The 21,642-nt window shown below is 70.7% G+C and carries 20 protein-coding genes and 1 pseudogene; 9 read left to right on the top strand and 12 right to left on the bottom strand.

Annotation, left to right across the window (positions count from 1 at the left end; genetic code table 11):
- Positions 1-400 (top strand): TIGR03089 family protein (locus A5705_RS04110; protein WP_255400184.1); only part of this gene is annotated, 400 nt, incomplete at its 5' end.
- 139 nt (positions 401-539) lie between these two features.
- A complete protein-coding gene (locus A5705_RS04105) occupies positions 540-2,177 on the top strand; it encodes a PPE family protein (protein WP_068275603.1) in 1,638 nt (545 codons plus the stop codon).
- Positions 2,178-2,185: 8 nt separating this feature from the next.
- Here the strand turns inward: A5705_RS04105 and A5705_RS04100 are convergent, their stop codons facing one another.
- Positions 2,186-3,622: a wax ester/triacylglycerol synthase family O-acyltransferase gene (locus A5705_RS04100; protein WP_067872438.1), complete on the bottom strand. Its 1,437-nt coding sequence runs from the start codon at positions 3,620-3,622 to the stop codon at positions 2,186-2,188.
- A gap of 251 nt (positions 3,623-3,873) precedes the next feature.
- On the opposite strand from A5705_RS04100, the gene A5705_RS04095 reads away from it, so the two are divergent.
- On the top strand, positions 3,874-4,155 hold the full coding sequence (locus A5705_RS04095; protein WP_067872435.1) for a DUF1490 family protein: 282 nt from the start codon (positions 3,874-3,876) through the stop codon (positions 4,153-4,155).
- Between the two features lie 45 nt (positions 4,156-4,200).
- The gene (ctpC, locus tag A5705_RS04090; protein ID WP_156763026.1) at positions 4,201-6,327 is read left to right on the top strand and encodes a manganese-exporting P-type ATPase CtpC; all 2,127 of its coding nucleotides are present in this window, start codon (positions 4,201-4,203) and stop codon (positions 6,325-6,327) included.
- On the opposite strand, the gene A5705_RS04085 is transcribed toward ctpC, so the two are convergent.
- Positions 6,305-7,909, bottom strand: a complete 1,605-nt coding sequence (locus A5705_RS04085; RefSeq protein WP_067872420.1) for an AMP-binding protein — start codon at positions 7,907-7,909, stop codon at positions 6,305-6,307. The two genes, ctpC and A5705_RS04085, sit on opposite strands and share 23 nt — an antisense overlap.
- 111 nt (positions 7,910-8,020) lie before the next feature.
- Here A5705_RS04085 and A5705_RS04080 point away from each other — a divergent pair, with 111 nt between their 5' ends.
- Together A5705_RS04080 and A5705_RS04075 are read left to right on the top strand one after the other, a co-directional pair.
- Positions 8,021-8,938, top strand: coding sequence for a class I SAM-dependent methyltransferase (locus tag A5705_RS04080; protein ID WP_068275599.1), 918 nt, complete (start codon positions 8,021-8,023; stop codon positions 8,936-8,938).
- 14 nt (positions 8,939-8,952) lie between these two features.
- Positions 8,953-10,149 carry a CoA transferase gene (locus tag A5705_RS04075; RefSeq protein ID WP_068275596.1) on the top strand — a complete coding sequence of 399 codons (1,197 nt, stop codon included), beginning with the start codon at positions 8,953-8,955 and terminating at the stop codon, positions 10,147-10,149.
- Positions 10,150-10,246: 97 nt separating this feature from the next.
- Here the strand turns inward: A5705_RS04075 and A5705_RS04070 are convergent, their stop codons facing one another.
- The 3 genes from A5705_RS04070 to A5705_RS04060 all read right to left on the bottom strand — a co-directional run bounded on the left by A5705_RS04070 (position 10,247) and on the right by A5705_RS04060 (position 13,490).
- Entirely contained in the window at positions 10,247-10,696 is a 450-nt protein-coding gene (locus A5705_RS04070; protein ID WP_068275593.1) for a response regulator, read from the bottom strand.
- The gene (locus tag A5705_RS04065) at positions 10,693-12,228 is read right to left on the bottom strand and encodes a CHASE3 domain-containing protein (RefSeq protein ID WP_082956291.1); all 1,536 of its coding nucleotides are present in this window, start codon (positions 12,226-12,228) and stop codon (positions 10,693-10,695) included. The genes A5705_RS04070 and A5705_RS04065 overlap by 4 nt, the downstream gene beginning before the upstream one ends.
- 71 nt (positions 12,229-12,299) lie before the next feature.
- Positions 12,300-13,490 (bottom strand): PP2C family protein-serine/threonine phosphatase, encoded by a 1,191-nt coding sequence (locus A5705_RS04060; RefSeq protein ID WP_067872407.1) that lies wholly within the window; start codon positions 13,488-13,490, stop codon positions 12,300-12,302.
- A 355-nt stretch (positions 13,491-13,845) separates the two neighbouring features.
- Between A5705_RS04060 and A5705_RS04055 the strand changes: the two genes are divergently transcribed.
- Positions 13,846-14,274: a hypothetical protein gene (locus A5705_RS04055; RefSeq protein WP_067872404.1), complete on the top strand. Its 429-nt coding sequence runs from the start codon at positions 13,846-13,848 to the stop codon at positions 14,272-14,274.
- A gap of 23 nt (positions 14,275-14,297) precedes the next feature.
- Here A5705_RS04055 and A5705_RS04050 read toward each other — a convergent pair whose 3' ends face one another.
- Together A5705_RS04050 and A5705_RS29125 are read right to left on the bottom strand one after the other, a co-directional pair.
- Positions 14,298-14,642: a hypothetical protein gene (locus tag A5705_RS04050; RefSeq protein WP_156738213.1), complete on the bottom strand. Its 345-nt coding sequence runs from the start codon at positions 14,640-14,642 to the stop codon at positions 14,298-14,300.
- Between the two features lie 30 nt (positions 14,643-14,672).
- On the bottom strand, positions 14,673-15,536 hold the full coding sequence (locus A5705_RS29125; protein WP_369829591.1) for an Hsp20/alpha crystallin family protein: 864 nt from the start codon (positions 15,534-15,536) through the stop codon (positions 14,673-14,675).
- Between the two features lie 298 nt (positions 15,537-15,834).
- Here A5705_RS29125 and A5705_RS04040 point away from each other — a divergent pair, with 298 nt between their 5' ends.
- The gene (locus A5705_RS04040) at positions 15,835-16,470 is read left to right on the top strand and encodes an HdeD family acid-resistance protein (protein WP_067872451.1); all 636 of its coding nucleotides are present in this window, start codon (positions 15,835-15,837) and stop codon (positions 16,468-16,470) included.
- Here A5705_RS04040 and A5705_RS04035 read toward each other — a convergent pair.
- The 3 genes and pseudogenes from A5705_RS04035 to A5705_RS04025 all read right to left on the bottom strand — a co-directional run.
- Positions 16,434-17,603 (bottom strand): acyl-CoA dehydrogenase, encoded by a 1,170-nt coding sequence (locus A5705_RS04035; protein WP_068275583.1) that lies wholly within the window; start codon positions 17,601-17,603, stop codon positions 16,434-16,436. The genes A5705_RS04040 and A5705_RS04035 overlap by 37 nt on opposite strands.
- 25 nt (positions 17,604-17,628) lie before the next feature.
- The gene (gene purE / locus A5705_RS04030; protein ID WP_067872396.1) at positions 17,629-18,144 is read right to left on the bottom strand and encodes a 5-(carboxyamino)imidazole ribonucleotide mutase; all 516 of its coding nucleotides are present in this window, start codon (positions 18,142-18,144) and stop codon (positions 17,629-17,631) included.
- A 63-nt stretch (positions 18,145-18,207) separates the two neighbouring features.
- A pseudogene (locus A5705_RS04025) lies at positions 18,208-19,482 on the bottom strand (5-(carboxyamino)imidazole ribonucleotide synthase); the annotation flags it as partial.
- 98 nt (positions 19,483-19,580) lie between these two features.
- Between A5705_RS04025 and A5705_RS04020 the strand changes: the two are divergent.
- A complete protein-coding gene (locus tag A5705_RS04020) occupies positions 19,581-20,273 on the top strand; it encodes a GtrA family protein (RefSeq protein WP_068275578.1) in 693 nt (230 codons plus the stop codon).
- On the opposite strand, the gene A5705_RS04015 is transcribed toward A5705_RS04020, so the two are convergent.
- Together A5705_RS04015 and A5705_RS04010 are read right to left on the bottom strand one after the other, a co-directional pair.
- Positions 20,219-20,746 carry a PH domain-containing protein gene (locus A5705_RS04015; RefSeq protein ID WP_068275576.1) on the bottom strand — a complete coding sequence of 176 codons (528 nt, stop codon included), beginning with the start codon at positions 20,744-20,746 and terminating at the stop codon, positions 20,219-20,221. The genes A5705_RS04020 and A5705_RS04015 overlap by 55 nt on opposite strands.
- A gap of 16 nt (positions 20,747-20,762) precedes the next feature.
- Positions 20,763-21,593 carry a biotin--[acetyl-CoA-carboxylase] ligase gene (locus tag A5705_RS04010; RefSeq protein WP_068275573.1) on the bottom strand — a complete coding sequence of 277 codons (831 nt, stop codon included), beginning with the start codon at positions 21,591-21,593 and terminating at the stop codon, positions 20,763-20,765.
- Positions 21,594-21,642 lie beyond the last annotated feature (49 nt).

Below are 21,642 nucleotides of genomic sequence, written 5' to 3'. Positions count from 1 at the left end.
GGACGAGGCGGACGGTACCGGCGCCGCCGAGGTGGCGGTGCTGTCGCTGGACCCGTTCGGCCGGCCGGCGCCGGACCTGCCGTTCGGCGTCACCGACTACGCCACCGCCGTGCGGGTCCACGGCGACCAGATCGTCGGCGAACGTCACCCGGGTCCGGCGCTGGCCGGGCGCTCGGTGGACGAGGTGCTGGCCGATTGCGAAAGATCAGCGGCCGCAAGGGGATTGACGGGCGCGGACCGGGTGCTGTCCAGCGCTTCCTGGACGCGACCCGACGATCTGGTGGACGGCCTGCTGGCCATCCTGGCCGCCGGGGCATCGCTGGTGCAGGTGGCCAATCCCGACCCGGCGGCGCGGCCGCGCAGGATCGAGACGGAAAAGGTCACCCGGGTGGATTCGTGACGGTGCGGCCCCCGTCGACAAGTTAGCTAAGCCGATGCTAACTTTGCGGGGTTAACCCAGCTCCTGGTGGGGGCGGAAGCTTGAGCAACGACGACGCCGGCCCGGTGCGGTCGCGGGCCTATCCCGGTGGCCGCCCCTCATGACGGCGCCCATCTGGATGTCGGCGCCCCCGGAGGTGCATTCCGCATTGCTCAGCAGCGGCCCGGGGCCGGCGCCGTTGCTGGCGGCGGCGGAGGCGTGGAACACGTTGAGCGCCGAATACGCGTCGGTGGCCGGGGAACTCACCGCGGTGTCGGCCGGCGTGCTGGCCGGGCCGTGGCAGGGACCGAGCGCGGAGTCGTATGTGGCCGCACATGTTCCGTATCTGGCGTGGTTGACGCAGGCCAGCGCCAACGGCATCGCGACCGCGGCCCAGCTCGAGACCGCGGCCGCGGCCTACACCGCCGCGCTGGCGGCCATGCCCACGCTGGCCGAGCTGGCCACCAACCACATCGTCCACGGCGTGTTGGTGGCGACCAATTTCTTCGGGCTCAACACCATCCCGATCGCGCTCAACGAGGCCGACTACGTGCGGATGTGGATCCAGGCCGCCACCACCATGAGCGTCTACCAGGCGATCTCCGGCACGGCCGTTGCGGCGGCGCCACAAACCACCCCGGCGCCGGCGATCGTCAATCCGCTGTCGACATGGGTCAACTCCGTGGGCAGCGCGATCGACACCGTCGAGCAGCTCGGCCACGACGCGTCCACGCTGAACCTCGTCGACCTGCAGTCGGCGTTGGTGAACTCGATTCAAAACTTCAGCGTCGCGGCCTTCATGGAGGATCCGGTCGGGTACTCGCAGCAGGTCGTCGAATCGTTCGTGGGGCAGTTTCCGCTGCTGTCGGACCTCTATTTCGGGTTCGGCGGCGACCACGTCTTCGAATTCCTGGCGAACCCGGTGGGGTACGTGGAGAACATCGTCAACAAGTTCCTGGCGGATCCGCTGCTGTATCTGAGTAATCCGTTCTTACTGGTCCTGAGCCCCGACGATTTCGCCTCCATCGGCTACAGCGTGATTTCCCCCTTCATCGCGCCCGCCGCGCTGGCGGTTGCCCCGGTCGGCGCGAGCGGGCTCGCGGGGCTGGCTCAGGCGATCGTGCCGGCCGGCCTGCCGGAACCCGCCGTTGCCCCGGCGCCGGCACCGGTGGCGGCAGCGCCCGCCGCGTTGCCCCTCGCCGCGATGGCGCCGATTTCGGTCGCGCCGGCCACGGCCCCGGCACCGCCCCCGGCGCCGACGGTGAGCACCGTCGCCGGCTCCGCGCCGCCGGCGCCGCCCGCGGCGGGGGCTTCTCCGGTGCTCCCGTACGCCGTGGGGCCGCCCGGCGTCGACGCCGGTTCGGGACACAGCGGCAGCGCCGGCTCCGGTGTGACCGTCAAAAGAGAGGCGCCGCAGCCGGATACGGCCGCCGCGCCGGCGGCCGCCCGGGATCAGGCGCGGTCACGGCGGCGACGGCGCGCGCAGCGGCGCGGGTATGGCGACGAGTTCGCAACGATGAATGTCGAGCTCGATCCGGAGTGGGCCGCGCCGCCGGACGACGGCCCGGTTGCCGACACGCTGGCCTCCGCCCGCGGCGCGGGGACCATGGGGTTCGCCGGGACGGCGGCGGACGGCATCGCCGAGGCGGCGGGCTTGACCACCATTTCCGGGGACGAGTTCGGCGGCGGACCGAGGATGCCGATGCTGCCGGCCACCTGGGATCCCGACGCGCCCGGGCCGGGCCGGGCAGACGGCTGAGCGCGGCGCTACACCGGGCGCCGTCGCGGGCCGCGGCGCCCACCGGGTCGCGCGCGCCGGATCCGGTGGAAGGCGTCGAGCAGATCCAGTTCGCGGCCCAGCGCGTCGGCGAGCGCGTCGATGCGGGGAACGGCACGGCGGCAACCCGTCAATCCGAACGAGACCTGGTGATTGATGCTCGTGCAGGTGATGTTGAGCGCCTGGCCGTCGGCCACCACCGACAGCGGGTACAGCGCATCGAAGCGGGCGCCGTTCCAGTACAGCGGGTCCTCGGGCCCGCGAACGTTGGAGATCATCACGTTCGGCGGGCGCAGCGGACCGGCCGCGCGGCCCAGCGCGACGGCGAGGGCGAGCGGGGCGGCGCCGAGCGCGCTCATCGCCAGCACCTGCACCCGGTTGCGGCCGGTTAACGCCGCCTTTCCCTCGCGCATGCTGGCCTGCACGGCCGCCAGGCGCTCGGCGGGGTCGGCCAGGTGCGTGCCCAGGCAGCAGGCCAGCGTGCCGATCTTGTTGCCCGGCACCGGGTCTGGCGGGCCGACGGGCTCGTCGCCGCGCAGCGACACGGGCACGGTCGCCATCAGCGAGGTGCCGGGCAGCGCGTGGCGGGCGAGAAGGTAGCGGCGCAGCGCCCCTCCGCACATGGCGAGCACGACGTCGTTGAGGGTCGCGTCGGTGTGCTTGGCCACCAGCCGCAGCCGATCGATCGGGAAGCTGCGTCCGGCGAAGCATCGCGCGCCCTCGATCGCCACGGTGAACGGGGTGCGCGGTGCGGCCACGGTCAGCGGACCGCCGCGCCGCCGCACCGCCCGCCACGCCGTGTCGGCGAGCGCCGGCGGGACGCTCGCGAGGTCACGAGCCGCGCCCAGTGCCCGCCGGGCGGCGGCCAGGGGCCCGATGCCGGCGCCCGGCGCGCCTCCGGTCACCTCCCACAGGGCGGGCATGCCGCGCCGATCCGGGTCGGGGCCCACGGTCTGCCGCAGCAGCCGCATCGTCGAGACGCCGTCGGCCAGCGCATGGTGGATCTTCAGATACAGCGCGTACTGCCCCTCGCCGAGGCCCTCGATCACGTGCATCTGCCACAGCGGGCGGGACCGGTCCAGCGGTTCGGCGTGCAACTCGGAAACCCTGTCCCACAGAAGGTTTCGGGCAGGGCTTCGGGCGCCCGGCCGCCGCAGCGCACCGACCTGCACGTGGTAATCCAGGTCGACCGCGGCATCGGTGTGCCAATACCACCGGCCGAGAGAGCCCGCCGAGCGGCGCGGCCTGCGCCGCCACAGCGGCGCCACCCGATCACGATCCAGCGCGGCGGCGAACTCGTCGCGCACAAAGCCGGGGCGGGCGCCGTCCGGCGGGCTCAGCAGCGCGAGCGCGCCCACGTGCATCGGCCGGTTGGGCGTCTCGGCGACCAGGAACACCGCGTCTGCGGGCGAGACGAGAACAGCCATGAGCGGCAACACCTTTCGGTAAACCGAAATGTCCCGCCGCGCAGTTGTTCCCTCCCACGGAACATGGGATATCGATTGCCGCCACCTGCTGGACAGCCCGACCCGCCGAGAACCGGCGAGCGCTCGTCAACCATATGCTCAATGGCCGGGGCGGGCAATGGTCGGCGAAGACGCATGTTGATATCGCAATATTTCGATGTTAGCGTCGTGCGAGCATGGGGTGACGCGGCGGCGACAGGAGGGTCGAGGCGATGGCGGTGTACGGGCTCTTGGCGAAGGCGGCGGGGACCGTGGTCACCGGCCTGGTCGGCGTGACGGCCTACGAGGTGGTGCGCAAGGCCCTGGCCAAGGCGCCGCTGCACGAGACCGCGGTGTCGGCGGCCGAGCTGGGGCTGCGCGGGACCCGCAAGGCGGAGGAGGCCGCGGAGTCGGCGCGCCTCAAGCTCGCCGACGTCATGGCCGAGGCCCGCGAACGCATCGGCGAGGAGGCGCCCACGCCTTCGGTCGCCGAGGCCCACGATCACGACCACTGACCCGAAGGCTCTGCCTTGCACGTGATTTCGGACGCGGCCGGGCGCATGCGGGTGTCCGTCGACTGGGTGCGCGGGGACGCCCGGCGCGCCGTGGCGGTCGAGGAGGCGGTCGCCAAACAGGCCGGGGTGCGCGTCGTGCACGCCTACCCGCGCACCGGCTCGGTGGTCGTCTGGTACTCGCCGCGGCGCTGCGACCGCCCCGCCGTGCTGGACGCGATCGGCGGCGCCGCGCGGGTCGCCGCCGAGCTGATCCCGGCGCGCGCGCCGCATTCGTCGGAGATCCGCAACGCCGATGTCCTGCGCATGGTGATCGGCGGCGCGGCGCTGGCCCTGCTCGGCGTGCGCCGCTACGTGTTCGCCCGGCCGCCGCTGCTTTCCCCGAGCGGCCGGGTGTTCGCCACCGGCGTCACCGTCTTCACCGGCTATCCCTTCCTGCGCGGCGCGCTGCGCTCGCTGCGCTCGGGCCGGGCCGGCACCGACGCGCTGGTGTCGGCGGCCACCGTGGCGAGCCTGGTGTTGCGGGAGAACGTCGTCGCCCTGACGGTGCTGTGGCTGCTCAACATCGGCGAGTACCTGCAGGACCTGACCCTGCGCCGGACCCGGCGGGCCATCTCCGAGCTGCTGCGCGGCAGCCAGGACACGGCGTGGGTCCGCCTGCCCGACGGCCAAGAGATCCAGGTGCCCATCGACAGCGTGCAGGTCGGCGACGAGGTGGTGGTCCACGACCACGTCGCGATACCGGTGGACGGCGAGGTCGTCGACGGCGAGGCGATCGTCGACCAGTCCGCGATCACCGGCGAGAACCTGCCGGTCAGCGTCGCGGTCGACTCGCGGGTGCACGCCGGCTCGGTCGTGGTGCGCGGGCGCCTCGTGGTGCGCGCCCGCGCCGTCGGCAACCAGACCACCATCGGCCGCATCATCGCCCGCGTCGAGGAGGCCCAGCACGACCGGGCGCCGATCCAGACGGTCGGCGAAAATTTCTCGCGCCGTTTCGTTCCCACCTCGTTCGTCGTGTCCGCCCTCACCCTGGCCGTCACCGGCGACGTCCGCCGGGCGATGACCATGCTGCTGATCGCGTGCCCGTGCGCGGTGGGCCTGGCCACCCCGACCGCGATCAGCGCCGCGATCGGCAACGGCGCGCGCCGCGGCATCCTGATCAAGGGCGGCTCACACCTCGAACAGGCCGGCCAGGTGAACGCGATCGTGTTCGACAAGACCGGCACCCTGACCGTTGGGCGCCCGGTGGTCACCAACATCATTGCGCTGCATAAGGATTGGCAGCCGGAGCAGGTGCTGGCCTACGCGGCCAGCTCGGAGATCCACTCGCGACACCCGCTGGCCGAGGCGGTGATCCGCTCCACCGAGGAACGCCACATCAGCATCCCGCCGCACGAGGAGTGCGAGGTGCTGGTGGGGCTGGGCATGCGGACCTGGGCCGACGGCCGGACCCTGCTGCTGGGCAGCCCGTCGCTGTTGCGCGCCGAGAAGGTGCGGGTGTCCAAGAAGGCCTCGCAGTGGGTGGACAGGCTGCGCCGCCAGGCCGAGACGCCGCTGCTGCTGGCCGTGGACGGCACGCTGGTGGGGCTGATCAGCCTGCGCGACGAGGTGCGCCCGGAGGCGGCCGACGTGCTAGGGCAGTTGCGGGCCAACGGGATTCGCCGGATCGTCATGCTGACCGGCGACCACCCCGACATCGCCGAGGTGGTCGCCGCCGAGCTCGGCATCGACGAGTGGCGCGCCGAGGTGATGCCGGAGGACAAGCTCGCCACGGTGCGCGAGCTGCAGGACGCGGGCTTCGTCGTCGGCATGGTCGGCGACGGCATCAACGACGCCCCGGCGCTGGCCGCCGCCGACATCGGGATCGCGATGGGCCTGGCCGGCACCGACGTGGCCGTCGAGACCGCCGACGTGGCGCTGGCCAACGACGACCTGCACCGCCTGCTCGACGTGCGCGACCTGGGCGCGCGGGCGGTGGACGTCATCCGCGAGAACTACGGCATGTCCATCGCGGTCAACGCGGCCGGTCTGATCATCGGCGCGGGCGGCGCCCTGTCCCCCGTGCTCGCCGCGGTCCTGCACAACGCGTCGTCGGTGGCGGTGGTGGCCAACAGCTCCCGGCTGATCCGGTATCGCCTGGACCGATCGGCCGTCACACACCCAGCAGGCGTTTGAGCACCTTCCCGCCGGCGTTGCGCGGCAGCGCGTCGACGAACTCCACATCGCGGGGAATCTTGAAGCGCGCCAACCGGTTCCGCACGTATTCCTTGACATCGTGCTCGGTCAGTGACGCGCCCGGTCGCGGCACGATGTAGGCGCGCAGCCGCTGCCCGAACTCCTCGTCGTCGACGCCGACGACCGCCGCGTCGAGGATGTCGGGATGGTGCGCGAGGGCCTCCTCGACCTCGCCAGGGTAGACGTTCTCGCCGCCGGAGACGATCATCTCGTCGTCGCGGCCGTCGATGAACAGCCTGCCCGCCGCGTCGAAATGGCCGACGTCGCCGGTGGACATCAGGCCCTGGATCGATTCCTTGGTGCCGCCGCCCGTGTAGCCCTCGAAGGCGAGCACGTTGCCGACGAAGATCCGCCCCGGCGTCCCGGGCGCAGCCTCCCGCCCCTCGCCGGTGAAGACCTTGACGACCGACCCGGGCACCACCGCGCCGACGCAGCCCGGCGCGACGGCCAGGTCGGCGGGCGTGGCGATGGTGGCGTAGGCGACCTCGGTCGAGCCGTACATGTTGTAGACCACGGGGCCGAGCGCTTCGAGCGCCCGGGTGGCGAGAGCGGCACCGAGCTGGGACCCGCCGACGAACACGATGCGCAGCGACGACAGGTCGTGCTCGGCGAGGGTCGACCAACCCAGGTCGAGGATGCGCCGCAGCATGACCGGCACGACGATCATCGCGGTGGCCCGGTGCGCGGCCACGCTCGCCACGGCCCGCTCGGCGTCGAAGTGGCGGCGCAGCACCAGCGTCGAGCCCAGCACCATCGCGTACATCGCGTGGCTGAAACCCATCGAATGAAACAGCGGCACACAGCATTCGGTGACCTCGCGCCCGCGGAACGGCACCTTGCCGAGCAGGCCGCCGACCGGGATCAGCGAGTAGGGTTCGGAGCGCTTGGCGCCCTTGGGGACCCCGGTCGTTCCGCTGGTCGAGATGACGATCTTGGGCCGGCCACCCGAGCGGGGCGGCGGGCCGGGATCGCCGCGCTCGATCAGCGCGTCCAACGTGTCGGCACCCGGCGTGTCCGCCCAGGCCCGGATCCGGCCGAGCCGCGGATGGGCATCCGCGACGGTGGCGGCGTAGTCGTCGTCGTACACCAGCAGGTCGGCGCCCTCGCGGGCCACCACCTCGGCGAGCTGCGTGGGGCCGAAGCCGGTGTTGAGCAGGAGTACACCGGCGCCGCACTTGGCGGCCGCGTAGACCGCCTCCAAGAAGCCCCGGTGGTTACCCGTCAGGATGGCCACGCTCGCGCCGGGGCCCAGCCCGCCCGCGCGCCACTCGTTGGCCAGCGCGTTGGTCCGCTCGTCCAGCTCGCCGAAGGTCAGCGGGCCGCGCTCGTCGATCAGCGCCAACCCGTCGCGGTCCCGGGCGGCAGCGATCACCGTCGCCGCGCCCAGCAGGCCGTAGGCCCCGAGCGCCCGCAGCACCGCCGCGAGCCGGTGGGGCGGGATCAGGCGCAGCCCCCCGGCCCGGGCGTACATCAGCAAGGACGAGGCTTCCAATCCGAGACGCCTGAGCATGTTCGCGGCCATTGCCCTGACCCTGCCGACCGATCGCGGCGTCGATAAGGGCGCAACGCCACCAACGGCGGGGTCTTTGGTCACCGTTATTGTGGCTAACGAGTGGACGGGAGAAGGGAAGACATGACACGCACCGACAACGACACCTGGGACCTCGCGACCAGCGTGGGGGCCACCGCGACGATGGTGGCCGCGGGCCGGGCCCGGGCGACCCGGGACGCGCTGATCGACGACCCGTTCGCGGAGCCGCTGGTGCGCGCCGTCGGCGTCGACTTCTTCACCCGCTGGGCCGCCGGCGAACTCGACTCCGCCGATGTCGATGTGCCCGGCGCCCCGTGGGGCATGCAGCGCATGACCGACATCCAGGCGGCGCGCACGCGCTACATCGACGCGTTCTTCGCCGCGGCTCAGCAAGACGGGGGCATCCGCCAGGTGGTCATCCTGGCCGCGGGGCTGGACGCGCGTGCCTACCGGCTGCCGTGGGCGTCGGGCACCACGGTGTTCGAGATCGACCAGCCGCAGGTCATCGAGTTCAAGGCCGCGACGATCGCCGACCTCGGCGCCACGCCCACGGCCGACGTGCGTGCCGTGCCGATCGACCTGCGCCAGGACTGGCCCGCCGCGTTGCGGCGGGCCGGGTTCGACACGCACCGCCCCGCCGCATGGGCCGCCGAGGGCCTGCTCGGTTTCCTGCCGGCCGACGCCCAGGATCGGCTGCTGGACAACGTCACCGAGCTCAGCGCCGACGGCAGCCGGCTGGTGGCCGAGGTGTTCCTCAACTCCGGGGCCAACCTGGAGGCGCTGAACGCCGCCACCCGGAAATGGCAGGAGAACGGCCTCGACGTCGAGTTGCAGAACCTGGGCTTCCCGGGCGACCGCAACGACGTCGCCGCCTACCTGGAGGGCCGCGGCTGGCGACCGGTTCGCACCTCGTTGAACCAGCTGTTGGGCGACAACGGGTTTCCGCTGCAATCCGCCGACGAGAACGACCCGTTCAACCGGAACTACTACTGCACCGCGGTGCTGCACAAGGCAGGCTGAAGGAAGGCCCCACGATGACCGACAGGCCGAACGCCAAGCCCGCCAAGCCACTTGACGGCTACCGCGTGCTCGACTTCACCCAGAACATCGCCGGCCCGCTGGCCGGGCAGGTGCTGGCCGACCTGGGCGCCGAGGTCATCAAGATCGAGGCGCCGGGCGGCGAGGCGGCCCGGCAGATCACCGTGGTGCTGCCCGGCCGCCCGCCGCTGCCCACGCTGTTCTGGCCCCACAACCGGGGCAAGAAGTCGGTGGCGGTCGATCTGACGTCCGAGGACAACAAGCAGCGGATACTGCGGCTGGCCGACACCGCCGACGTTGTCCTGGAAGGGTTTCGGCCCGGGGTCATGGAACGGATGGGCCTGGGCCCCGACGACCTGCGGGCGCGCAATCCGAGGCTGATCTACGCGCGCCTGTCGGCATACGGCGGCAACGGGCCGCACGGCAGCAGGCCGGGCGTCGACCTCATGGTGGCCGCCGAGTCGGGCATGACCACCGGGATGCCGACTCCCACCGGCAAACCGCAGATCATCCCGTTCCAGCTGGTCGACGCCGCCAGCGGTCACGTGCTGGCCCAGGCGGTGCTGGCCGCGCTGCTCAACCGCGAGCGCCACGGGGTGGCCGACGTCGTCCGCGTCGCGATGTACGACGTCGCCGTCGGGCTGCAGGCCAGCCAGCTCACCATCCACCTGAACAAGCCCGAGCCGAAACCGGAAGCCGAACCAAGACCCAAGAAGCGCAAGGGGGTTGGCTTCGCCACCCAGCCGTCGGACGCCTTCAGGGCCGCCGACGGCTACCTGGTGATCAGCGCGTACGTGCCCAAGCACTGGGCGAAGCTGTGCCGGATCATCGGCCGGCCGGACCTGCTGGAGGACGAGCGGTTCATCGACCAGCGTTCGCGCGCAATGAATTACCCCGAATTGACCGAGGAACTCGAGGCGGCGCTGGCCGCCAGGACCGCGGCCGAATGGGTGGAGCTGCTGCAGGAGGGCGGCCTGATGGCGTGCCTGGCCCACACCTGGAAGCAGGTGGTCGACACCCCGCTGTTCGCCGAGAACGAGCTGGCGCTGCGGGTCGGCGGCGACTCCGACCCCATCACGGTGGTGCGCATGCCGGCGCGCTACTCGAGCTTCGACGCCGCGGCGACCGATCCCCCGCCCGCCCCGGGGCAGCACAACGCGGAATTCCTCACCGCGCCGGAGCCCGCGTCCTAGGACCAGGCTCCGTCACGACACGTAAACCTCTGCGACGACACGCCGAAAAGGCTTGCAATGGTTTATATCTCGCGGGTCCGAGCCGCCGTGCCGCGGGCTACAGGCCCGGAAGCCGCACCACCTGGATGAAGAACTCGTCGATCTGCCGAACCGCGTTGATGAACTGGTCGAGGTCGACCGGCTTGGTGACGTAGGCGTTGGCATGCAGCTCGTAGCTGCGCAGGATGTCCTCCTCCGCCGACGAGGTGGTGAGCACGACGACCGGGACGCGGGACAGGTCGGGGTCCGACTTGACCTTCTCCAGCAGCTGGCGGCCGTCGTATTTCGGCAGGTTCAGGTCGAGCAGGATGAGGTCGGGCCGCGGCGCGCCCTCGTACGGGCCCCGCTGGTACAGGAAGTCCAGGCCCTCCTCGCCGTCGTGCGCGACGTGCAGGTTGTTCTTGAGTTTGTTGTGCTCGAACGCTTCCCGGGTGATGAGCTCGTCGCCCGGGTCATCCTCGACGAGCAGGATCTCGATTGCTCTGCCGGCGGAGGTCGCTGATGTCATTCGTGTGCTCCTTGTGACGTGGCCGGACTTGTCGGGCCCGCACCCACCTGCGCGGGAACGGGCAGGGTGAACCGTAAGCGGGTCCCGTCGGTGTAGGACGTGTCGACCCAGATGGTGCCGCCGTGGTGCTCGACGATCTTCTTGCACAGCGCGAGGCCGACGCCGGTTCCCGAGTACACCTCGCGGCCGTGCAGGCGCTGGAAGATGACGAACACCTTCTCGGTGAACTCTTCGGCGATGCCAATGCCGTTGTCCGACACGGACAACAGCCATTCATCGCCGTGCTCGCCGGTGCGCCGTTCGCAGTCGACGACCACTCGCGGCCGGCGATCCTGGTGCCGGAACTTGATCGCGTTCCCGATCAGGTTCTGCCACAACATCGTGAGCAGCGTCGGATCCCCGATGATCTGCGGGAGGGGCCCGGGCGGCCGCACGATCTCCGCGTCGGCCTCCTCGACGGCGGCGGCGAGGTTGGCCAGGCCGGCCTCCAGCGCCACATCGAGCTCGACCTCGGTCTGCATGGTGCCCAGCCGGCCGACGCGGGAGAAGGTGAGCAGGTCGTTGATCAGCACCTGCATGCGCTTGGCCCCGTCGACGGCGAATCCGATGTATTCGATTCCGCGGCCGTCGAGCTGGTCGCCGTATCGCTTTTCCAGCAACTGGCAGAACGAGGCGACCTTGCGCAGCGGTTCCTGCAGGTCGTGCGACGCGACGTAGGCGAACTGCTCGAGTTCGGCGTTCGAGCGCCGCAACTCCGCCGCCTGCTCGTCCAGCAGCGCTCGGGCCGAGCGTGACACCTCGAGTTCCTCGACGAGCCGTTCCCGCATGTTCTCCACATCGACGGCCATGTTGCGGATGTCTCGGGGCCGCCTCGGCCGGGAAATGGTCTCGCCGAAGTTGCCCTCGGTGATCCGCCGGCACGCGGCGGTCAGCGCCGCGATCGGGCGGGTGACGGCGTTACGCATCAAGATGCCGAGCGCCGCGGCCGTGCCGAAGAACAGCAATACCATCGCGCCCAGCACCCGGTCCCGCCAGACTTCGGTGTACTGGAAGTCGTCGATTGCGCTGGTGCGCGCGGCCGCGAGGTTCGCGTTCTGCGTGTCGAAAAGGGTTCGCAGATGGTCGAATTCGGCCTTGCCGCGCTCAGCCGCCGGCCGGTTCGTGACGTTCCGGCCGTTCGGGGCCACGCTCTCGATCGACGGCTCGGCATAGGTCGCCCGCCACTTGGCGGCCGCCTTCTCGATCGCGTCGAGATCGGCCGTCAGGTCGGGGCGCCGGTCCAGCCGGTGCCGCATCTCCGCGGCGGCCGCCTGTTCCTCGTGTTGCCCGTCGTAATACGGGGTGAGGAACTGGCGATCGTCGGTGATCACATAACCGCGAATTCCCGTTTCCTGGTCCCGCAGCGCCGCCTGCAGCTGGCCGGCGGCCACCCGCGCCGGCCCGATGCCGTCGATCACCGCGCGGGACATCTGGTCGGTGCGGTGCAGCAACGCCCACCCGACGAGCGCGCCGGCGAGCACCATCACGCCCATCGTGAACAGCACCAGGAACTGCCAGCCGCGCACGGTGAGCCGCTCCAGGCGCAGCGGGTGCACGACGGGGCTCACGCCGTCATCCGCCCGACGCGCAGCACGGCGATGTCGTCGGTGAGCCCGCCGCGCGGCTCGGCGAGTTGCTGGGCGCCGTCGATGAGCGCGTCGACGAACGCCGGGCCGGGCAGGTGCGCGTGCCTGCGCGCCAGCGCGAGCAGGCCGTCCTCCCCCAGACGTTGGTTGCCCTGCCCCGAATATCCCTCGAAGAGCCCGTCGGTCAGCAGCAGCAGCCCCTGGCCCGCCGGCAGTGCCAGCTCGTGCCGCGGCCAGTCGCCGGCGCGCAGGCCCAGCGCGGGCCCGGCCGGCGGCTCGATCCATTCGACCCCGGCGCCGTTCTGCAGCAACATCCCGGGATGACCGGCGCGCACCGCGGTGACGCGCGGGCTGTCGGGCTGGATCTCGAGGCTGAGCACCGTCGCGAAGATGCCCGTCCCGGTCCGTTCGGAGTGCAGCACCCGTTCGAGTTGGCGCATCAGTTCGACTCCGCGCACACCCGCGAAGGTGAGCGCGCGAAACGCGATGCGCAACGCCGCGCCCAGCGCCGCCTCGTGCGGTCCGTGGCCGGCGACGTCGCCGATCAGGACGTGCACCACCCGGTCGGGCGTCTGCACGACGTCGTAGAAGTCCCCGCACAACAACGCGTCCTCGCGGCTCGGCCGGTACCGGGCCACGATGTCGACGCCGGGCTCGTCGAGCAGCAGCGGCGAGGGCAGCAGGCCTCGTTCCAGCAGCGCGTTCTCGCGGGCCCGGAGCTGGCTGGCCCGCAGGTCGGCGGAGATGAGCTCGGCGCGTTTGCGCTCGATCGCGTAAAGCAGCGCCCGCCGCAGCATTTCGGGCTCGACGCGCCCCTTGACCAGGTAGTCCTGCGCCCCGGCCGCGACCGCGGAGGCGCCGAAGTATTCGTCGTTCAGCCCGGTGAGCACCACGATGGGAACGGTCGCGTCGCGCTTGGCGATGCGGTCCAGCGCGTCCATCCCGCTGGCGTCGGGCAGGTGCAGGTCCAGCAGCACGCAATCGGGGCGGGCCGATGCGAGCTCGCGTTCCGCGTGCGCCATCGACTGCGCCCAGATCACCCGGATGTCGGCGACCGCGTCCGCGATCAAATCTTCCACGAGCACCGCGTCGGCGCGGTCGTCCTCGACCAGCAACAACGACAGTGACTGCCAATGCGTCGCCGGGATGACCGGAGCTCCTACCGGCATCAATTCCCGATCATCCGCGAATGCACCGGGGAAGCCACGTTTCTCAATACACCTCCAGGCGGCAAGACCCTTTGCTCTTTGTCGACCTTCCGGCTCGCCGGCCGGCGCACCGACATCGACTTTACGTAGCGGCCTTACCACCCCGAATGGTTTGCCGCGGCGAATCCTATTCGGTGTAGCTGTGAGCGCCCAACCGGGTGTCCCTTCCGACCGCTTCGACCTGCGGGGACGTCGGCGCGCACGGTAAGGGCCGCCGCGCCGGCGACCTCGCGAGGACTTAGGACCCTACGCCGGCGCGCCGTCCGGCGCGACGATTACATGCGGACAAACCCTCCTGAGCACCAAGGAGCTTCTCATGGCCGACAACGGACTGAGCGAACAATTCCGGAAGATCTCCGCCGCCGCCCACGAGGCCGACGACAAGATCCGCGCCGCGGGCCAGCAGGCTCGCGATCAGGTCGAGGCGGACGCTTCCCGAGCGCAAGACCGGGCGAAGCAGGCCGCCGACCATCTCAAGGACCGCGCCGAGGCCGCCCACGACAAGGCCTCCGAGCACTGGCAGGACCTGGCGGACAAGTGGAACGACCACATCGCCAAGATCCGCAAGGACCTCAGGAAGAAGAAAGAGGAACACGACGCCAAAGAGATGCGGGCCTATGCCGAGATGGCGGAAGGCTACGCCTACGACGCGATCGACTTCGCGCAGGCCGCGATCTACGAGGCCGAATACGCCGTGCTCGACGCCATTTCGGCGCGCGCTGCCGCGACCGCGATGGCCAACTGACGGACGGCCCGGTCAGCCCGGCCTCAGCACTCGGCGCCCTCGAGGAGCGTGAGCTCCCAGTCCAGCCATGCCGTCGCATAACGGATTCGCTTTTTCACGTCGTCGACGTGCGGCTTGACGGCCAGCCCCTCGACGATCTCCTCGGCCACGTGGCGGGAATGGTCCGACACGCCTTCGGCGCCGCAGCTACACGGCGACGTTCCATCGGGGCCCGGATTGCCGGCACGGTGATCATCGATGATATGGCGGACCCGTTCCACCAGTCGTCGCTCGAAATGCTCCAACGGATCTGCCATGTGCCCTCCCGCCTGGTAGGTAGCCTCCATGCTGGCCCGCACCCGCACGCGGGTGATAGGGGCAAAAGCCATTTGAAGGGCCATTCGAAGACCCGTGCCGGATCACCCGCCCGAGCGGGCCTCCGTGCGCGCGTGCCCGGCCGCGGCCTGCGCGAGCCCCACCGAGACGGTCAGGATGCCGTCGCGGTAAGCGACCTTGATGTCGTCTTGGTTCGCGCCCGGCGGCAGGGTGACGGAACGAACGAACGAACCGTAGGAGAATTCCGATCGGCCGTTGGACTCGGCTCGTTGGCCACGCTGCGCCCTGATCGTCAGCACCCCGTCGCGCGTGGTGACATCGACGTCCTTGGCGGGATCGAGCCCGGGCAGTTCGGCCCTCACCTCGTAGCGGCCGTCGGCCATCCCGTCCTCGAGGCGGATCGGCTGCCCGCCGAACAGCGGCGGCAGCGTGGACCACGACGGGAATCCGCCCAGCCACTGCGATACGTCGGGCCAGTGCGGGCCCGATTGCGACGCAAGGTGATTCGGCGGGGCCTTCGCCTCCTTCGCGGCGCGTGCCGCCGGGCTCTCCCAGGTGGCGACCGCCCAGATGACGAAGATGTCCAGCGCGATCACCACGATCGCCCAGACCGGGTAGTGCGGAAGCCACAGGAACTGCGTCACGATCGACAACGAGGCGATGATGATGGCGGCCACGCGCGCCCACGTCGTGCTCCAGAACAGTCCGACGGCGACCACCCCGACGAGCACCCCCACGATGATGTGGATCCAGCCCCAGGTGTTGGCGCTCAACTCGTAGACGTATCCCGGTCTCACGACGATCACCCCGTCGGGGCCCAACGCGGAAATCCCCTCGAAAATCGTCACCACCGCGGCGACCACCAGCACGGCGGCCGCCCCATAGGTTCCGATGCCGGCCACCACTTCTCGCGCCGAATAGTCCTTGTTTCTCGACTGCTGTGCCACGACTGCCTCCTAAGCCTGCCGTGCTGTGATGGTCGCGCAGATCGCCCCGCGGTATTAGGGCAGAAAGTCATTGATTCAGGGGGTTGGCACTGACTTCAGATCCGTGCGCCACCAGGCCTCGGCTATGCCCGATGGCCGGCGCGACCTTGCGCGGCAAGCGATTTCGAACGCTGACGACTGGAGTCGCCGGGGGATTCCCGTGCCGCGGCCGGCCGGTGCCGTCGGGCCCACAGTTGTTCGGGACCTTCGGCCCTTGGTGCGATCGTCGGCCGTCTCGCAGTCTGGAGGGGTGACGGCGATGACCGTGCGTGCCAGACGCTCGGTGCGCGACCTGTGGAAGCTCATGCTCGGGTGGGGCGTGTTGATACTCGTTTTGGGCATCCTGATGCTGGTCCGGCCGCACGCGTCCATCGTTTTCGCGGCGACGCTCCTGGCGTCCTTCCTGGTGCTGTCGGGCATCGCCGAGATGGTGCTGGCGGCCGTCGTCGATGCCTCGGCGGCCGGCCGCGCCCCGTTGTTCTTCACCGGAGCGCTGTCAATGGCCTTGGGTGTGCTGGCATTTCGGCATTTCGGTTATGCCTCCGCGGTGCTGTTGCTGGCCCTTGCGATCGGGGCGGTCTTCGTCTTCGAGGGCATTTCCGACATCGCGTTGGCCCTCGAGGACCCGTCGCTCCCCGACCGGGGGTGGTACATCGTCCTGGGCATCATCGAGGTGACTGCGGGCATCGTGATGCTCGCCTGGCCGTTCAGGTCCCTGGCCGCGGCGACGGTCGTCGCCGGGGTCTGCCTGGTGGCCATCGGGCTGGACAGGATCTGCTGGGCCCTGCTGGCCCGTCGAGCGCTGAGCCGCGTGCAGACCCACGCCGGACGGCTGGCCGCCAGCTCAGCCCCGAGCGCTCAGCGCAGCAGCGCCCGCGACATCACCACGCGCTGAATCTGATTGGTGCCCTCGTAGATCTGGGTGATCTTCGCGTCGCGCATCATCCGCTCGACCGGGAAATCGGTCGTGTAGCCCGCGCCACCGAACAGCTGCACCGCGTCCGTGGTCACCTCCATCGCCACGTCGGAGGCGAAGCACTTCGAGGCCGCGGAGATGAAGCCGAGATTGGATTCGCCGCGCTCGGCGCGCGCGGCCGCCTGGTACACCATCATCCGCGCGGCCTCGACCTTCATCGCCATGTCGGCCAGCATGAACTGCACGGCCTGGAAGCTGCTGATCGACTCCCCGAACTGCTTGCGGTCCTTGGTGTAGGCGACCGCGGCGTCGACCGCGCCCTGGGCGATGCCGACGGCCTGGGCGCCGATGGTGGGACGGGTGTGGTCCAGCGTCGCCAGCGCGGTCTTGAAGCCGGTGCCCGGCTCGCCGATGATCCGGTCGCCGGGGATGCGGCAGTTCTCGAAATACAGCTCGGTGGTCGGCGAGCCCTTGATGCCGAGCTTCTTTTCCTTCGGGCCGACGGTGAACCCCTCGTCGTCGATGTGCACCATGAACGACGAGATGCCGTTGGCGCCCTTGTCCGGGTCGGTCACCGCCATCACGGTGTACCAGCTCGACTTGCCGCCGTTGGTGATCCAGGCCTTGGCGCCGTTGAGGATCCAGTCATCCCCGTCGGCCTTGGCCCGGGTCCGCATCGACGCCGCGTCGCTGCCGGCCTCGCGCTCGGACAGCGCGTAGGACGCCAGCGCGCTGCCGTCGGCGATCGAGGGCAGCACCTGCTTCTTGAGCTCCTCGGAGCCCCGCAGGATCAGGCCCATCGTGCCGAGCTTGTTCACCGCCGGGATCAACGACGCCGAGGCGTCCACGCGCGCGACCTCCTCGATCACGATGCAGGCCGCCACCGAATCCGCGCCCTGCCCGCCGTACTCCTCCGGCACGTGCACGGCGTTGAACCCCGAGGCGTTCAGCGCGTCGAGCGCCTCCTGCGGGAACCGGGAGTTCTCGTCGACGTCCGCGGCGTGCGGGGCGATCTCCTTCTCCGCCAGCGCCCGGATCGCCGCCCGCAGCTCCCGGTGCTCCTCGGGCAGTTGGAACAAATCGAACGACGGGTTTCCGGCCCATCCAGCCATCTCGGCCTCCTCGTACTCTTCCCGGTTACTGGCCGGTAACTTTACCCTGACGCTCTTGCAGCGCCGCATCCTTGGCGCGCACCGTCTCGGCCAGCCGCTCCTGGAACGCCACGATCCGCGCCCGCAGCGCCGCGTCCGACGCCGCCAGGATGCGGACGGCCAGCAGCCCCGCGTTGCGGGCGCCGCCGATGGAGACCGTGGCCACCGGAACGCCGGCCGGCATCTGCACGATCGACAGCAGCGAGTCCAGGCCGTCGAGGCGGGCCAGCGGTACCGGCACCCCGATCACCGGCAGCGGCGTCGCGGAAGCGACCATTCCGGGCAGGTGGGCGGCTCCGCCGGCGCCCGCGATGATCACCTGAAGTCCCCGTTCGGCCGCGCCGCGGGCGTAGTCGAACATCGCCTGGGGCGTGCGATGCGCCGAGACCACCCGGACCTCGGCCGGGATGTCGAACTCGGCGAGCGCCTCGGCCGCGTCGGACATCACCGACCAGTCGCTGTCGCTGCCCATGATCACCCCGACGCGAGGCGGCTCGGTCATATTGCGACGCTCCTCTCCCCCGCAAGCGGGTGGGGTCCCCGCAGGGCTGGGGAGTGCCCCCACATCGCTTCGTCCCCCTCGGCGCTCCGCGCCTGGGGGTGCCCCCACTGCATCGCGCCGGCGCTAGTCATGCGGATCCCATCCGTCCGTCCACTGCCCGTGTGACAACCAGTGTGCCGCCCGCGCGGCGCGTTCGCGCAGCTCGGCCACCTGGGTACCGGACCCGACGAAGTTGATGTGCCCCACCTTGCGCCCCGGCCTTTCGGCCTTGCCGTAGAGGTGCACCCTGGCGTCGGGCATCCGGGCGAACAGGTGGTGCAGCCGCTCGTCGATCGCCATCGCGGGCCGCTGCGGGGCGCCGAGCACGTTGGCCATCACCGTCAGCGGCGCGATGGCGTCGGTGTCGCCGAGCGGGTAGTCCAGCACCGCGCGCAGGTGCTGTTCGAACTGGCTGGTGCGCGCCCCGTCCATGGTCCAGTGGCCGGAGTTGTGCGGACGCATTGCCAGCTCGTTGACCAGCAGGGCGCCGTCGGTCGTCTCGAACAGCTCGACCGCCAGCACACCGACGACGCCGAGCTCGGCGGCCAGCCGCAACGCCAGCCGCTGGGCCGCCGCGGCCGTGTCGTCGCTCAGCTCGGGCGCCGGCGCGATCACCTGCACGCAGATCCCGTCCCGCTGCACGGTCTCCACCACCGGCCAGGCGGCGCCCTGCCCGAACGGCGAGCGGGCCACCAGCGCCGACAGTTCGCGCCGCAGGTCCACCTGCTCCTCGGCCATCACCGGCACGCGCGAGGCCAGGAAGTCGGTCGCGATCTCGCGGGCGTGCGAAGGGTCGCGGGCCATCCGCACGCCGCGCCCGTCGTAGCCCCCGCGGACCGCCTTCACGACCACGGGGCCGGCGATGCGCCGGGTGAAGTCGTCGAGTTCGTCGAGGCTGCGAATCTCCGCATAACGGGGCACCGCCGCACCGAGGGCCTCCAGCCGCCGGCGCATCACGAGCTTGTCCTGGGCGTGCACCAGGGCGTGCGGCGGCGGTGCGACGTTGATGCCCTCGGCGACCAGCTTCTCCAGCAGCTCGGTGGGGACGTGCTCGTGGTCGAACGTCAGCACCTCGGCCCCGGCCGCGACCCTGCGCAGGTCTTCCAGGTCGGTGTGCGAACCGATCACCACGTCGGGCGTGACCTGCGCGGCCGATTCGTCGGGCGCGGTGGCCAGCACCCGCAGCGTCTGCCCCAGCGCGATCGCGGCCTGGTGGGTCATGCGGGCGAGTTGTCCGCCGCCGACCATCGCGACTGTGGGGGTTCCTCGGGCCGTGCGTCTATTCGGCACGGCCATCATGGTGTCACGGCGCCCGGCCGCGTGGTGACCGGCCGAGACGCCCGATCGTTATGTAGCATTTTGCGTCGTTTTCGCGTCGATCCGTACACTGACGTGTTGTGTCCTTCGCCGATGCCGCAATCTCGCGCCTGCCCGAGGCGATTCAGCCGTATTTGCTGCGCCATCACGAGCTGATCAAATTCGCCATCGTCGGCGGCACCACGTTCATCATCGACTCGGCGATTTTCTACACCCTGAAGCTGACGATCCTCGAACCGAAGCCGGTCACCGCCAAGGTTATCTCGGGCATCGTCGCGGTGATCGCGTCCTACGTCTTGAACCGGGAGTGGAGCTTCCGCCATCGCGGCGGCCGCGAGCGCCACCACGAGGCGCTGCTGTTCTTCGCCTTCAGCGGCGTGGGGGTGCTGCTGTCCATGGCGCCGCTGTGGTTCTCCCACTACGTGCTGCAGCTGCGCGTGCCCATGGTCTCGCTGACCGTGGAGAACATCACCGACTTCATCTCGGCCTACATCATCGGCAACCTGCTGCAGATGGCGTTCCGCTTCTGGGCGTTCCGGCGCTGGGTGTTTCCCGACGAGTTCGCCCGCACCCCCGACAAGGCGCTCGAATCCGCGCTCACCGCAGGCGGTTTCGCCGAAGTGCTGGAGGACGCCATCGAGGGCGGCCTGGACGACGGCTCGCCGACCGGGAACGTCACCCTGCTGCGGTCCTGGCGCAGGAGGGCGAGCCGGTCCGGTCAGCTCGGCGACGCGTCGGGCCCGGCGGAACCCAGGGTGTCGAAAACCTCGTGATATAGCAGCGAGTGCACCTCGCGCAGGCGCGGGATGTCGTAGAACTCCAACGGATCCTGTGACGCCGATTCGATGATCAGCGTCCCGGTGCGAAACATTCGCTCGAAAAGCTTGTCGCGGAACTCCACGCTGTTGATCCGCGCCAGCGGGATGTCGATACCGCTGCGGGTCAGCACCCCGTGCCGGAACATCACCCGCCGGCTGGTGACGACGAAATGCGTTGTCAGCCAATCCAAGAACGGCCACAGCGTCAGCCAGCCGACGACCAACAGCCAGATCCCCCAGATCACCCCGTAGATGATGTTCTTGGCGAGCTGCTCCCAGTGCGTCGAGTTGAGGTAGCCGGAGCCGAACGCGGCCAGCGCGGTCGCGAGCAAGAGCGCGAGCACGGGCCCGATCAGGCGCTTCCAGTGCGGGTGACGGTGCAGCACCACCTGTTCGCCGGCGGCCAGCGCGTTGTCCGGGTAGCCCACGTGCCCGAAGCTACCGCTACTGGCGCAGATGCACCACGTCACCGGCCGAAACCACGACGGTCCGGCCCCCCGCCGCCCCTTCCGTTTCCAGGCACAGCCGGCCCTGGTCGTCGACGGCGGTCGCGGTGCCGACCACCTCCTTGCCGCCGGGCAGCTGCGCCCGCACGGCGCGGCCGATGGTCAGGCTGCGCGACCGGTAGTCGGCCGCGAGCGCCCAGTCGGCGCCGCGCGCCGCCCGCCAGCCCACGATCCGCCTGCCGAGCTCGGCCAGCACCGCGCAGACCAGCCGGTGGCGGTCCGGCGCCGCCACGCCGAGGTCGAACAGCGAGGTGGCGCCGGGGCCGTCGGTCTCCTCGGGGGCCTGAGTCACGTTGAGCCCCAGGCCGATCACCACGACCGGCCGCGACACCTCGGCGAGGATGCCGGCCAGTTTGCCCGGGGACTCCGGCGGGCCGGCCAGCACGTCGTTGGGCCACTTGAGGCCCGCCCGCACCCCGGTCTCCGCCCGGACGGCGTCGACCACCGCCACACCCGTGGCCAGCGGCAGCCAGCCCCACCCCTCGGTCGGCACGTCGACGACGCTGACGCCCACCGACATCGTGACCTGGGCTCGCGGCGCCGCCGACCACCCGCGGCCGTGCCGGCCCCGGCCGGCCGTCTGGTGCTCGGCGATCAGCACCGCCCCGGCGACGTCGGCCCCGGATGCCGCGCGGGCCAGCAGGTCGGCGTTGGTGGACCCGGTCCGCTCCACGACGTCGAGTTGGCGCCAGCCCAGTCCCGTCCCGATCAGCTCGGCGCGCAGCGCGGCCTGATCCAACGGTTGCCGAAGCGAATCGCGATCCGTCACTGGACCCAGCCTAAAACTCCGGCCCGCCGGCGGCCGATACCATCGGGTC

Origin of the sequence: Mycobacterium sp. E787 (genome assembly GCF_001668725.1) — a bacterium.
Lineage (GTDB): Bacteria > Actinomycetota > Actinomycetes > Mycobacteriales > Mycobacteriaceae > Mycobacterium.
Note: the sequence above shows the minus strand (reverse complement) of the source record. Positions and strands in the feature narration are given on the sequence as shown.

Coding starts and splice junctions, on each gene's coding strand:
- A5705_RS04040 (WP_067872451.1), top strand. CDS start 15,835: ATGACCGTGCGTGCCAGACGCTCGGTGCGCGACCTGTGGAAGCTCATG.
- A5705_RS04100 (WP_067872438.1), bottom strand. CDS start 3,622: ATGGCTGTTCTCGTCTCGCCCGCAGACGCGGTGTTCCTGGTCGCCGAG.
- A5705_RS04055 (WP_067872404.1), top strand. CDS start 13,846: ATGGCCGACAACGGACTGAGCGAACAATTCCGGAAGATCTCCGCCGCC.
- A5705_RS04095 (WP_067872435.1), top strand. CDS start 3,874: ATGGCGGTGTACGGGCTCTTGGCGAAGGCGGCGGGGACCGTGGTCACC.
- purE (WP_067872396.1), bottom strand. CDS start 18,144: ATGACCGAGCCGCCTCGCGTCGGGGTGATCATGGGCAGCGACAGCGAC.
- A5705_RS04065 (WP_082956291.1), bottom strand. CDS start 12,228: ATGGGCGTGATGGTGCTCGCCGGCGCGCTCGTCGGGTGGGCGTTGCTG.
- A5705_RS04070 (WP_068275593.1), bottom strand. CDS start 10,696: ATGACATCAGCGACCTCCGCCGGCAGAGCAATCGAGATCCTGCTCGTC.
- A5705_RS04085 (WP_067872420.1), bottom strand. CDS start 7,909: ATGGCCGCGAACATGCTCAGGCGTCTCGGATTGGAAGCCTCGTCCTTG.
- A5705_RS04050 (WP_156738213.1), bottom strand. CDS start 14,642: ATGGCTTTTGCCCCTATCACCCGCGTGCGGGTGCGGGCCAGCATGGAG.
- A5705_RS04075 (WP_068275596.1), top strand. CDS start 8,953: ATGACCGACAGGCCGAACGCCAAGCCCGCCAAGCCACTTGACGGCTAC.
- ctpC (WP_156763026.1), top strand. CDS start 4,201: ATGCGGGTGTCCGTCGACTGGGTGCGCGGGGACGCCCGGCGCGCCGTG.
- A5705_RS04060 (WP_067872407.1), bottom strand. CDS start 13,490: ATGCCGGTAGGAGCTCCGGTCATCCCGGCGACGCATTGGCAGTCACTG.
- A5705_RS04105 (WP_068275603.1), top strand. CDS start 540: ATGACGGCGCCCATCTGGATGTCGGCGCCCCCGGAGGTGCATTCCGCA.
- A5705_RS04080 (WP_068275599.1), top strand. CDS start 8,021: ATGACACGCACCGACAACGACACCTGGGACCTCGCGACCAGCGTGGGG.
- A5705_RS04035 (WP_068275583.1), bottom strand. CDS start 17,603: ATGGCTGGATGGGCCGGAAACCCGTCGTTCGATTTGTTCCAACTGCCC.